This window comes from Variovorax sp. EL159, from assembly GCF_900100965.1.
Classification (GTDB): domain Bacteria; phylum Pseudomonadota; class Gammaproteobacteria; order Burkholderiales; family Burkholderiaceae_C; genus Variovorax.
Genome location: NZ_FMUJ01000011.1, coordinates 12,669 through 24,806, shown reverse-complemented (window position 1 = coordinate 24,806; position 12,138 = coordinate 12,669). Strand labels below are relative to the sequence as shown.

Genomic DNA, 12,138 nt, shown 5'->3' with positions numbered 1-12,138 from the left:
ACGCCATGAAAGCACGCAAGATCCAAAGCCGGGCCGCAAGCGCGCCCATGTTCAGCCTCAGCAGCATCGGCGCGGCCGTGGCGATGGCATTGATCGCCACTGGTGGGGCGCATGCGGCCGAGACCTCGGTCACGGCGGTCGGCCCGGCCTACAACGGCACGGCCAACGGGGCCGCGGTGCAGAACTCGGGCCAGCCGAATTCGGGCAACGTCACCGCGACGATCAACAACGTCACAGGCGGCACCACGGCCACCGGCACGCCGATCAATCCGAACCCGGTGAGCGTCGGCACCACCGGCAACCTGATCGGGGCCTCCGCCACCGGCGACGCCTTCTCGAACACCATCGGCACGCTGCCGGCCACGCCCGTGAGCGACGCGGCCTCGCTCGGCGTGTCGACCAACACCGGCGTGATCTCCAGCACGGTCTCCAACAGCAAGCTGGTGCTCGAATCCAGCACCTTGCAGACCGGCAGCGTGGTCAACGCGGACAACACGATCTCGGCCGCGACCACGCTCAACAGCGGCAGCTCGAAGGTGTCGGGCACGGCCTCGGCCAGCGCGGCGCCGGTCACCGGCACCTCGGTGCTGACCTACCCGGCGGGCGCACCGCTGTTCGACGCGAAGGGCAACCTGGTGGTGACGACGCTGCAGTCGGCCACCGGCAAGAGTTCCAGCGCGCTGGTGCAGGGCAACATGATCGACCTGCAGCTGACGACGAACACGGGCATCGCGCTGACCACGGCGGCAGCCCTGGAGCGCAACTCGATCTCCGCGGTGCTCAAGGGCAACAGCGCATCGAACGCGGCCGAGATCCTGGCGGGCGGCGCGCCGTCGTTCGCGGGCTCGGCGGTGGTGTCGAACCTGCAGGTGAACGGCAACGGCATTCTTGCGGCGACGCACAGCGCGACCAACACCGGCTCGACGATCTCGGGCGTCGTCAGCGCCGCGCCGGGCGGCTCCAACGTGCTGCAGGGCTCGCTGTCGGTGCAGGGCAATTCGATCGCCAGCGCGGCCACCGGCAACGAGGCGCTCGGCGCCGCGGCAGGCACGGCGGGCAACCGCATCGCGATCGACGGCGTGAGCGTGGCCGGCAACGGCACCCCCGCGACGGCCGCCAACAACAGCACCCACGCCGGCGGCGGCGTGGCCAGCAACGTCAACGCCGACCTGGTCATCACCAACAGCCAGGGCAACCTGGGCGTCGATACCCTCAGCGAGACGACGGGTGCGCAGATCCGGGCCGGCGTGCAGTCGATCAACGGCGGCAGCGTCACGCTCGCGGGCAACAGCGTCACGGCGGCGGCCACGGGCAACACGGCGTCGAGCGCCATCGCCAGCGGCCAGAACGCGGCGTCGTTCAGCGGCACCAGCGCGGTGGCCAACCAGCAGGCGAACGTGGGCGCGAACGCCACGGCCTTCCTGAATCCGTCCGTCATCGCGGCGCAGACCGGCGAGGCGCTGCCGGGCGCGGGCCAGACCAATGGCAGTTCGGTCTCGGTCTCGAACAACCGTGCGGCCGCCACCGCGCAGGGCAACCAGATCAGCCAGAGCCTGTCGCTCGATGCGAACACGCTGGCACTCGGCAACGCGGGCGTCGTGCTGACCGGCGGCACCAGTTCCGACGGGCGTGTCTCGGCCGCCGGCGCGGCCACGCTGACCAACCTGCAGGGCAACTACGGCGGCTCGGTCGGCGCCATCAACGGCACCTTCGGCCTCACGCCCGGCTCGCAGATCCTGCTGACGGCCAACGGTGGCGGCGCGCCCGTTGCCAACAGCACCCTGGCGCTGGCCAGCAACCGGCAGGAGGCCGTGGCACTCGGCAACGGCGCCACCAACACGCTCACGTTGAACGGCAACTCGGTGGGCACCGGCGCGGGCATCGCGAGCGTGCAGATGGGCGACAACGCCTCCTTCGTGGGCGCGGGCCTGTTCAATCCGGAAGCGCGGGTCACGGTGAACGGCGACGTGTCGGGCGGCTCGGTGGCGCTCACCGACAACCTGCAGCGCGCCATCGGCTACGGCAACTCGGCCTCGAACACGCTGGGCGTGAATGCCGGCAACCTGGCCGCGGCACCCGGCGCTGGCGCGGCCTCGACCGTCACGGTGAATGTCGCGAGCGGCCTGCCGTTCGACAACGCGGCGGCAACGCAGCCGACCGTGCGCGCGGCCTACGGCATCCTGAACGACCAGTCGGTGCAGGCCGGCGTCAATGCCTCCGCGACCGGCCCCAACACGCTGTCGGTCAACGTCAACGGCGGCCTCACGTCGGGCAGCGTGGCGAACGACCGCAACGCCTTCGTTGCGGCCGCCTACGGCAACGACGCAGCCAGCGGCCTGGCGCTGGCCGTGAACAACGTGAACGGTGCGGGCGCCTCGGTGGCCAACGTCACCAGCACGCAGGCCGTGGCGGGCAAGAACACGGTCATCTCGGCGATTGCCGCCGGCGGCACGGCGGTGCGCACCGCGATCACGGGGGCGGTGGACAAGGCCTCGGTGTCGAGTTCGGACAACACGGCGGAAGCGCTCGCGTACGGCAGCCGCGCCACCGGCAACACGGTGAAGGTGACGGGCAACAACATCGACACCGCCGGCCCCACGATTGCCGGCGCAACGCTGGTGGGCGGCGTGCTGAGCACCAATGCCGCATTCAGCGTGCAGAACGCGCAGTCGGGCCAGGGCACGGTGTCGGCGCAGCGCAGTGGCGGGGCCACGGTGCGCACGAGCATCGACGGCGCCGTCAGCGGCTCCAAGGTGGTGGCCAGCGACAACACGAGCATGGCCGGCGCGACCAGCAACAGCGCGGTCAACGGCGTGAGCATCGACGCGGTCGGCGTCTCGACCACGACCGCGGTGCAGAACCTGCAGCTTTCCAGTGCGTCGGTCACTTCGCTGACCGGACAGGAGGGCCCGTCGCTCGGCCTCAAGGACGGCGTGCAGGTGGTGCTGGGCGGCAACGTCACGAACTCGCAGGTTGCCGTCGACGGCAACGCGGTGGGTGGCTCGGCCACGAGCAATGCGGCCACCAACGGCATCGCCGTCAAGGGCAACGTCATCGCCGTGGGCGACGGCCTGCCGGTGGGCGGCGCGGGCAGCGTCCCGGGCACGGCCCTCACGGTGGCCGACCACGCGCTGTCGAACATCCAGCTGGTGACGGGCACGGCGCCGATCTCTTCCAAGGTCGCGGCGGCCTTCGGCGTGGACACGGCACCCGGCGCGGTGATCTCGGGCGCGACGCTGAGCGTGTCGGGCAACACGCAGAGCGCCAAGGCGGTTGCCAACACAGCCACCAACAGCATCGCGCTGACGGCCACCGATGTGTCGGCGCGCTCCGCGCTGCAGTCGGGGCAGGCGAGCCTGGCGGCGGTGGAGTCGCGCTCGTTCACGCAGGCTTTTGCGCCCGCGTCGGTGTCGGATTCGTCGGTGCGCATCGCCAACAACAGCAACTCGGCGCTGAGCGTCGTCAACGACGTGGCCAACAAGGTCGCCGTGGTCGGCGGCACGAGCGGGGGCTCGGCGATTCCGGCGGTTGCGGTGCAGGGGCTGGTGCCCGGCCTTTCCGGCGCCGTGGGCGACCAGGTGATCGTGAACCGCCAGTCGGCCACGACCTCGGCCACCAGCACCGCCGACACCGCGCTCTACAACGAAGACCGCGCGGTGGCGCCGGTCAACAGCACGGGCGTGGTCAACAGTTCGTTCGCGATCACGGGCAATGCCACCGCCGCCGAGGCGACGGCCAACCGCGCGACCAATGCGGTGTCGCTGTCGGGCGGTGCCACGCAGGCGGCCAAGACGGCGGTGCTGAACGCACAGGACAGCAGCGCGGCGGTGACCGGCAATGCCAAGAGCGTGGCCGAGCTCACGCTGACGGGCAGCACCGCGCTGAAGAACGGCAGCGCCACGCTGGACAACAACAGCGTCGGCGGCGCGGCCACCGGCAACGCGGCAACGAACAGCATCGACGTCAAGGGCAGCACGGCCAGCAGCGGCATCCCCGCGCCGGCGACGGTGGCCACCGGACCGGCGTCCGCCGTGCTCGTGACGGCCGACCATGCGCTGGCGAACGTGCAGACGGGCACCGGCGCCGTGTCGTCCACCGTGACGGGCAGCGTGGGCATCCACACGGCGGCGCTGTCGACCATCGAGAACGCGACCCTGAGCGTCTCGAACAACAGCCAGAGCGCACGGGCCGTGGGCAACACCGCGCTCAACAGCGTGAGCGTGGCGGGCGCCAACGTGCCGGCACGCACGGCGCTGCAATCGACGCAGTCGGGCACGGCTGCGGTGACGGCCTCGTCGGCATCGACGCTGTTCGCGCCGGTGGCCTCCAGCGGGTCGTCGATCCGGCTCTCGGGCAACAGCAACACGGCGCTCGGCGTGATGAACGACGTGACCAACACGCTGGCCGTCGGCGCGACCAACACCACGCCGCCGGGCGCGACGGGTGCGGTCTCGCTGAGCGAAACCGGCAGTGCCGACAACGTGGTGGCCACCGGCGACCACCTGCTGTCGAACCGCCAGAGCGCCGCGTCGACCGTCAGCAGCACGGCCAGCACCTCGCTGTCCAACGACGACCGCCTCGTGCCGGGCACTGCGGGCCTGGCCGGCGGCGCGCTCACGATCTCGGGCAACAGCACCGTGGCCGAGGCCGCGGCCAACCGCGCCACCAACACGGCGTCGGTGGCCAGCGATGCGGTGCAGGGCGCCAGCGTGGGCATCGTCAACACGCAGGGCAGCACGGCCGGCGTGACGGCGACGGCCAGCACGGTCGCGACCGTGGGGCTGTCGGGCGCGGCGCCGCTCAACGGCAGCAGCGTGAGCCTGGACGGCAACACCACCTCCGCGCTGGCACGCGGCAATGCGGCCACCAACGTGTTGACGTCGAGCGCCGGCAGTGGCTACGGCCCGGCCGCCGCCACCGGCTCGGCCAGCCTGGTCGCATCGCCGCTGGCGCTCAACGCGGGGGCCAGCGCCGCCATCCTGAACAGCCAGAACAACGCGGGCGCGGTGACGGCTTCGAGCGTCGGTACGAGCTACCAGGTGGCGCTGAACGCGACCAGCCTGCCGGGCACCACCGGCAGCACGGTCGGGGTGACGGGCAACACGCTGGCCGCGCAGGCCTACGGCAACAGCGCGACCAACCGCGTGACCCAGACGGCGCTGAACACCGGTGCGCCGAGCGCGGCGGTCGGCAACTACCAGGTCAACACCGGCGCGGTCACCGCGAGCGTGACCAACGTGACCTTCGGCGTGGGTGTGTCGGGCGGCGTGGGCAACAGCACGCTGCGCACGACGGGCAACCAGATCACCGCGTCGGCGACGGGCAACTCGGCGGTCTCGTCGATCGCCAGCCGCTGAGGAAAGAAAGCGCAAGAGCCGGCTGCCGGGCGTGGGCCCGCAGCCGGCTTGTTTTTTTCTTGTGTTCCTGTCTGCTTGCTTCTTTGCTGCGCCAGCTCAGCTCGGTCGATTCGGCCGCTTGAGCTCGGCGCAGTAGTCTTTTTCAGGCAGCGGCGGCGTCTGCCAGATGCTGTCGTATTCGCCCGCCACCACGTTGGCAAGGGAAGGCGCGGCCAGCATGCGCACCGTGACGGTCTTCACGTCGTCCGGCAGGTGCTGCGGCACGCCGAGCGTGCGCACCACGTGGCCGGCACCGGCAATCAGCAGCACCGTCTTGCCCGGCTGCCGGGCCTTGACGATGGCTTGCGCCATCGCGCGGTCGCGGCCGACCTGGATGCGCGTCATCGGGACGATCTGCGATTCGGGGAGCATCTTGCAGTGGCCTTCGCGCACGGCGTTCTGCTGGGCGGCGTAGGCCTCGCGGCTGAGTTGCGCATCGAGCGACACGTCGGCCATCGCGTCTTTCATGTGCGCGCGCTGCAGGTTGGCGCCGACCACGGGCACGCCGGCACGCACGGCGGCCATCACGGCGGGGCCGTAGCTGGCCCAGGGCCAGGCCTTGTCGTTCCAGTCGAGGGCGGCCTGCACCTGGGCCTCGCTCGCGCTGGCGGCCACGTGGGCGGTGCCGCGGCCTTCCTCGGCCATCTCCAGCGCCAGCGCGGCGAGCTGGCCGCGCTCGGCCAGCGCCTGCACGGCTTCGCGTTCCATCGCATGGTGCTCGGGGGCATCGTGCTGCTCGCCCAGCAGGAGGGCGTCGGCCGGCAGCAGGGCGGCGATGCGGCGCGCGACGGGCGCGTCGGCACCGGGTGTCGCGGTCGAGCCGCTGGAAAGCGCCGCGCAACCCGTGAAGGCGGTGGCGGCAAGCATCGGAAACAGGAGTCGGGAGGCCCGCGCGGGCCAGTGTCGAAGGAAAGGCATCGCGCCATCCTATGCCCTCGGCGCCTGCTCGCCGTGCCATCCAATCGCGCTTTTCGGTGTCCGTGCCCTGGCGTTTTCCGGCGCCCAAAGAAAAAGCGCCCCGTGGGGCGCTTTGTTGCTTACCTGATCGAGCGGCCGGGGCCGGCTCAGTGCACCAGCACCGGCGTATGGGCCAGCTCGGCATAGCCTTCGAGCGTGTCCTCGACTTCTTCCTGCGTCGGTGTGTTGAGCTGCCAGGCGGCGATCTGCTGCTGGAACAGTTCGGCCCAGGAGCCGTCGAGGTAGACCTCCTTGCCCGAGCGCTTGTCCACGATCTCGAAGCCGTGGCGCTCCAAGGCCGGCACATTGGGCTTCGCGGGCTCGTCGCCTTCATTTGGCTGCACGTGCACGACGACGAAGGACTCCGAGTCGTAAAGCATGTTCATGGCGGGCCCTGTGAGGATGTCGATGGCGTTCATGAGGGTTAGATAGCAATCAACGCGCCAGTTTCAAGAACAGTTGTCGTAAGGCCTCTTCCGGGAACTGGTTTATGAGCTTTTTGCCTCAATTCGCCAGCCCTTCGGGTAGGGATTTGCGCAATTGGGCGTCAGCGAAGTTGCCGTTGGGCTCGGTCTGCTTGATCCGCACCGGCAGGTAGCCGTACCCCGGGGCCAGCCAGAGCTCGAGCTTGCTGTCGAATTCCTGCCGGGGGCTGCGGGTGAGCTTGCGGGCCGTGTATTCACCGGCCGGCAGGCTGAGCTTTTCTTCTTCGCCGACCACGAAGACCCACACGCCGGCATCGCGCGGCCCCACCGTCTGGACCGAAATCTTGCTGCCCGCCGGGTAGCGGCCCGGGTCGCCAGCCAGCAGGCCGCCCAGCTGCATCATCACGCTCAGCCGGTCTTGCGCGCCCGCCAGCAGCGGCACGGGGGGCGCGTTGTTGCTGAAGATCACCTGTCCCTGGTCGCGCACGAAATGCGAGGCCACCTCGGCCTTGCGGCTCTCGGAGTAGCGCTCCGGCTCGATGCCCGAGGGGCCGATCCGGCCGGTGCTGTGCTGGCTGCGGATGGTGCTGAACAGCAGCTTGAGCGTCAGCCGCGCGTCGTAGCGGCTGCCATCCTGCAGCCAGACCAGCTCGCCGAACACGCCCTGCATCGGCGAGGCGCCGTCCTGCCCGGTGGCGGTGAAATCGAGCGTGACCGAGCCCGGTATGCGCAGCGACTGGGTGCCGACGATGTTGCCGGACGCAGGGTTGGCGGCACCGGCCGTGGCGCCCGGGGGGCTGTCCCCGGTGTCGCCCGCAGCCGCTGCTGCTGCGCCAGCGGGGGCGCTGGCGGCGGCTTCCGGCGGTTTTGCTCCTGAATCGGTAGCGGCTTGCGCAGTCAGGTCGGGCGTTTCCGGGGGCGGGGCCGTCGGAGCATCCGGCTCCGGCGTGGTCGCCTCGGGCGGCGGCACCGGCTTCGGCCGGGGCACCGACGGCGCGCGGGGCCGCCTCGGCTTCACTGCCGCCGGCGGCTTGGCCTCGACCGGCGCGGTGGCGGCCGGCGCAGCGGGCTTGTCCGAGGTCGGCGGCGCAATCACGATGGTGCGCGTGATGAACTTGTTCGCCAGCGGCGACGGCTCCGGCCCCATGGCCGTCGGCGCCAGCCCGAGCACCAGCACGTGGACCAGCGCCACCGCCAGCGTCAGCCCGGCCAGCACCCGCCAGGACGGACGACCGGGCAGGCCAGGAGGCAGCGAAGTGGGGGCGACGAGCGTCGACATCAGTGTGTGGAGTGGGGGCCGGGTGCCGAGGTTCACGAAGACCATCTCGGTACACTGCCGCCCGTTCAACCAGTTTAAGTGGGAGCGGCATCGCGATCTGCCTTCGCGCCGCTTCCGCGCCACGCACCGCTTCACGCTCCGCATCATGAAACTCGCCACCCTGAAGGACGGCTCGCGCGACGGCCAGCTCGTCGTTGTCTCGCGCGACCTCACGCTCGCCCACTACGCCACCGGCATCGCGAGCCGCATGCAGCAGGTGCTGGACGACTGGGGCTTCATGAGCCCGCAGCTGCAGGACCTGTACGACGCCGTCAACACCGGCCGCGCGCGCCACGCCTTCCCCTTCGACCCTTCGCTGTGCATGGCCCCGCTGCCGCGCGCCTACCAGTGGGCCGATGGCTCGGCCTACATCAACCACGTCGAGCTGGTGCGCAAGGCGCGCAATGCCGAGGTGCCCGAGAGCTTCTACACCGACCCGCTGATGTACCAGGGCGGCAGCGATGACTTCCTCGGCCCGACCGACGACGTGATCGTGCCCAGCGAAGCCATGGGCATCGACTTCGAGGCCGAGATCGCCGTCATCACCGGCGACGTGAAGATGGGCGCCACCCCCGACCAGGCGCTGGACGGCATCCGCCTCGTGATGCTGGCCAACGACGTGAGCCTGCGCAACCTGATCCCGGCCGAGCTGGCCAAGGGCTTCGGCTTCTTCCAGAGCAAGCCCGCTACCGCCTTCAGCCCCGTGGCCGTCACGCTCGACGAGATCGGCGAGGCCTGGCAGGACGGCCGCGTGCACCTGGCGCTGCAAAGCAGCTGGAACGGCCGCAAGGTCGGCCTGTGCGACGCCGGCCCCGAAATGACCTTCCACTTCGGCCAGCTCATCGCCCACATCGCCAAGACGCGCAACGTGCGCGCCGGCAGCATCGTCGGCAGCGGCACCGTGAGCAACAAGGGCGTCGAGAAGAAAGACGGCCAGATGGACTGGCCCAAGGGCTACTCGTGCATTGCCGAAAAGCGCTGCATCGAGACCATCCAGACCGGCCAGCCCTACACCGACTTCATGAAGTTCGGCGACACCATCCGCATCGAGATGAAGGGCCTGGACGGCCGCTCGCTGTTCGGTGCGATCGACCAGGAGATCGTGTCCACCAGCGGCCGCCCGAAGGAGGCGCCCGTGTCGCTGGTCAAGCCGGCCGCCGAGGCAGAGGAAGCCGCCGAAGACTGAGCCCGGCGGCGTTTCAGCCCGGCTGGGCGCCGCGCAGCAGCTCTTTCTGCGTGCGTATGCCGAGCCGCCTGAACGCGCGGTACTGGTGGGTGCGCACGGTGGTCAGCTCGACGCCGATCTCGCGCGCCGCTTCTTTCGCCGTCTTGCCGGCCATCAGGTGGCCGATGACTTCGCGTTCGCGCAGGCTCAGTGTCAAAAGGCGCGAGGCCAGGGCCGGCGCTTTCGCTTCCCGCGCGACGACCGCGCTGCGGCCGTGGGCCATCGTGGCGTCGGCCAGCAGCGTGGCGTGCGCCTCGATCAGCGTGAAGTCGCTCTCGCCGAACTCGGGCTGCGCCAGGCTGCGGTAGAAGCTCACCGCCACGCGCTGGCCGGTGGGCGTGAGCAGCAGCACCGAGGCACGTTCGCGGATGCCGACGTCGCCGTAGCAGGCGGCGCGGTAGGCCGGGTCGGCCACCTCGTCGGCGCGCTGGTGGCCCATCCACAGCTGCGCGCGCCGGGGCAGCTTGCGGGCCGCCAGCCAGATCATGTTGGGGTCGAGCAGGTCGAAGCGCTGCGCCACGTAGCGCTCGGTGGTGCGCTCGGCCGTGCTGCCGTAGCTGCTGGCGGCCGACACCGCCTCGATGCGGCCGGTGGCGTCGACCACGAACACGGTGCAGAAGGTTGCGGCCATCACGCGGTGCATGGCCGCCAGGTAGCTCGTGGCCAGGTGCGGCGTGCCGATGCCGGCCAGCACGTCGCCGACCACGGCGGCGGCCAGCGCGGCGTCGGTGGTGGGGTGGATGCGCCAGCGTCTCATGCGTCAAAAAAGCGAAGGGTAAGGGTAAGTACCTCGTACGAAGTTATGACGATGAAGGCCGCGGCGCATCGGGACAATCCCGTTGCATGACGAACCCCACCGTTGCCGCTGTCGCCGATGCCGCGAGCGGCCCCGTGCCACCGCCAGCGCACACGACCGAACTGCCGCCCTCGGTCGGCGCCTTCCACTACACGCGCTACAGGCCCTGGACACCGCCGCTCGAAGAAGGCGGCATCGAGCCCGGCCGCCATCCGGTCGTGATCGCCGGCGGCGGGCCGGTCGGCATGGCGCTCGCGCTGGGGCTGGCCAACCACGGCGTGCGCTGCGTGATCCTCGAGGCCGACGACACGGTGTGCGTGGGCAGCCGCGCGGCCTGCATCTCGCGGCGCAGCCTTGAGATCATGGCGCGGCTCGGCGTGCTGCCGGCCTTCATGGCCAAGGGCCTGCCGTGGACCGGCGGGCGCAGCTTCTACAAGACGGCCGAGGTGTTCCGCTTCGAGATGCCGCACGACGCGCAGCAAAAGCTGCCGCCGATGATCAACCTGGAGCAGTACTACGCCGAGCACTACCTGCTCGAAGAAATCTTTCGCCGCAACGAGGCGACGCCGGGGCTCATCGACATCCGCTGGGGCACCGAGCTCACCGGCCTTGCGCAAGGCGACGACGGCGTGACGCTCGACGTGCGCAATGCCGAAGGCAGCTACCGCCTGCACGGCCAATGGCTCGCGGCCTGCGACGGCGGCCAGAGCTTCGTGCGCAAAGCGTTGGGGCTCGCGCTCGAAGGCACGGGCTACGAAGGCCGCTACGTGATCATCGACATCGAGCTGCACAGCGACCATCCGACCGAGCGCCGCGCGTGGTTCGACCCGCCGTGGAACCCCGGCTCCACCGTGCTGATGCACCGCCAGCCCGACGACATCTGGCGCATCGACTACCAGCTGCGCCCCGGCCAGAGCACCGAAGAGGCGCTGCAGCCGCCGGCCGTGGCCGAGTTCGTGCAGCGCCACCTCGACGCCATCGGCGAAGGCCATCTGCCGTGGAAGACGGTGTGGACCTCGGTCTACCGCGCCGGCGCGATGACGCTCGGCAGCTACCGCCACGGCCGTGTCGTGTTCGCGGGCAATGCGGCGCATGCGATGCCGATCTTCGGCGTGCGCGGGCTCAACTCGGGCTTCGACGATGCGGACAACCTCGCGTGGAAGCTGGCGCTGGTGGCGCGCGGCGTGTCGGATGCGGCACTGCTCGATTCGTACTCGCAGGAGCGCATCGCGGCCTTTCATGTGAACGCCGAGAACGCGATGCGCAGCACCGAGTTCATGTCGCCGCCGTCGCGCGGCTTCGACCTGCTGCGCGAGGCGGCGCTGTCGTTGTCCGAAGCGCACCGCGGCATTGCGCAACTGATCAACCCGCGCCAGACGCAGGCGGTGCGCTATGCGGAGTCCGCCCTGTCGAGCGAAGGCGATGCGTTGCCGGCCGGCCCGCTGCCGGGCGAGGTGATGGCGGAGCAGCAGCTCGCGCAAGGCCATCTCACCGACTGGATCGCGCCGGTCTTCACGCTGCTGGTGCTGCGGCCCGAGCTGGCTTCGCCGCCCGCCGCCGACATCGCGCAGGCGAAGCAAGGCGCCTTGCCCTTCGCGGTTCGCACCATCGCGGGCCTGGGCGTCGATGGCGCCGATGCGCAGGCGTCGCCCGCCGTCTTCGATGCGCTGGGCGCGGGCGATGGCGCGGTGTACCTGCTGCGCCCCGATGGCCACGTGGCCGCGCGCTGGCATCGCTTGCCGGCCGGTGCCTTGCAATCTGCGCTGGCACGCGCCGCCGCCGCTTCACAGGAGCTTTCCGCATGACGACGCCTACATCGCTCAACCCCGACGCCCGCGACCGGTTGTACGCCGAGTGCGCGCGCGCCATCAGCGAGGCGGGTGCCGAGCGCGAATCGCTGTTCCTCGCGCGGCTCGCGTTGCTGCTGTTCGAGCAGGTCGGCGACGAGGCGCGCTGCCGCGACGCGCTGGCCGACGCACTGCGCGCACTGCCCGTACCATCGCTGTCCGTTTTCTGATTTT

At 70.5% G+C, this 12,138-nt stretch carries 8 protein-coding genes; 4 read left to right on the top strand and 4 right to left on the bottom strand.

From position 1 onward, the window contains the following. The first annotated feature begins 5 nt into the window (after positions 1–5). Positions 6–5,357 (top strand): beta strand repeat-containing protein, encoded by a 5,352-nt coding sequence (locus BLQ28_RS30985; RefSeq protein ID WP_093247182.1) that lies wholly within the window; start codon positions 6–8, stop codon positions 5,355–5,357. A gap of 96 nt (positions 5,358–5,453) precedes the next feature. Here the strand turns inward: BLQ28_RS30985 and BLQ28_RS30980 are convergent, their stop codons facing one another. The 3 genes from BLQ28_RS30980 to BLQ28_RS30970 form a co-directional block, all read right to left on the bottom strand. Beyond that, positions 5,454–6,263: a ChaN family lipoprotein gene (locus tag BLQ28_RS30980; RefSeq protein ID WP_256327525.1), complete on the bottom strand. Its 810-nt coding sequence runs from the start codon at positions 6,261–6,263 to the stop codon at positions 5,454–5,456. A gap of 197 nt (positions 6,264–6,460) precedes the next feature. Beyond that, positions 6,461–6,739, bottom strand: coding sequence for a BTH_I0359 family protein (locus BLQ28_RS30975; RefSeq protein ID WP_176801284.1), 279 nt, complete (start codon positions 6,737–6,739; stop codon positions 6,461–6,463). Between the two features lie 118 nt (positions 6,740–6,857). After that, positions 6,858–8,057, bottom strand: a complete 1,200-nt coding sequence (locus BLQ28_RS30970; protein WP_093247179.1) for a DUF3108 domain-containing protein — start codon at positions 8,055–8,057, stop codon at positions 6,858–6,860. A gap of 145 nt (positions 8,058–8,202) precedes the next feature. Here BLQ28_RS30970 and BLQ28_RS30965 point away from each other — a divergent pair, with 145 nt between their 5' ends. Next, a complete protein-coding gene (locus BLQ28_RS30965; protein WP_093247298.1) occupies positions 8,203–9,282 on the top strand; it encodes a fumarylacetoacetate hydrolase family protein in 1,080 nt (359 codons plus the stop codon). 13 nt (positions 9,283–9,295) lie between these two features. On the opposite strand, the gene BLQ28_RS30960 is transcribed toward BLQ28_RS30965, so the two are convergent. Next, the gene (locus BLQ28_RS30960; protein WP_093247178.1) at positions 9,296–10,078 is read right to left on the bottom strand and encodes a helix-turn-helix transcriptional regulator; all 783 of its coding nucleotides are present in this window, start codon (positions 10,076–10,078) and stop codon (positions 9,296–9,298) included. A gap of 86 nt (positions 10,079–10,164) precedes the next feature. Here BLQ28_RS30960 and BLQ28_RS30955 point away from each other — a divergent pair, with 86 nt between their 5' ends. Both BLQ28_RS30955 and BLQ28_RS30950 read left to right on the top strand, forming a co-directional pair. Further along, on the top strand, positions 10,165–11,922 hold the full coding sequence (locus tag BLQ28_RS30955) for an FAD-dependent monooxygenase (protein WP_093247177.1): 1,758 nt from the start codon (positions 10,165–10,167) through the stop codon (positions 11,920–11,922). Next, positions 11,919–12,134 carry a DUF2783 domain-containing protein gene (locus BLQ28_RS30950; RefSeq protein WP_093247176.1) on the top strand — a complete coding sequence of 72 codons (216 nt, stop codon included), beginning with the start codon at positions 11,919–11,921 and terminating at the stop codon, positions 12,132–12,134. The genes BLQ28_RS30955 and BLQ28_RS30950 overlap by 4 nt, the downstream gene beginning before the upstream one ends. The last annotated feature ends 4 nt before the right edge of the window (positions 12,135–12,138 follow it).

Excerpts from the sequence above, each read along its gene's own strand:
- BLQ28_RS30950 (WP_093247176.1), top strand. The coding sequence starts at position 11,919 with ATGACGACGCCTACATCGCTCAACCCCGACGCCCGCGACCGGTTGTAC.
- BLQ28_RS30975 (WP_176801284.1), bottom strand. The coding sequence starts at position 6,739 with ATGAACATGCTTTACGACTCGGAGTCCTTCGTCGTCGTGCACGTGCAG.
- BLQ28_RS30985 (WP_093247182.1), top strand. The coding sequence starts at position 6 with ATGAAAGCACGCAAGATCCAAAGCCGGGCCGCAAGCGCGCCCATGTTC.
- BLQ28_RS30965 (WP_093247298.1), top strand. The coding sequence starts at position 8,203 with ATGAAACTCGCCACCCTGAAGGACGGCTCGCGCGACGGCCAGCTCGTC.
- BLQ28_RS30970 (WP_093247179.1), bottom strand. The coding sequence starts at position 8,057 with ATGTCGACGCTCGTCGCCCCCACTTCGCTGCCTCCTGGCCTGCCCGGT.
- BLQ28_RS30960 (WP_093247178.1), bottom strand. The coding sequence starts at position 10,078 with ATGAGACGCTGGCGCATCCACCCCACCACCGACGCCGCGCTGGCCGCC.
- BLQ28_RS30980 (WP_256327525.1), bottom strand. The coding sequence starts at position 6,263 with ATGCTTGCCGCCACCGCCTTCACGGGTTGCGCGGCGCTTTCCAGCGGC.
- BLQ28_RS30955 (WP_093247177.1), top strand. The coding sequence starts at position 10,165 with ATGACGAACCCCACCGTTGCCGCTGTCGCCGATGCCGCGAGCGGCCCC.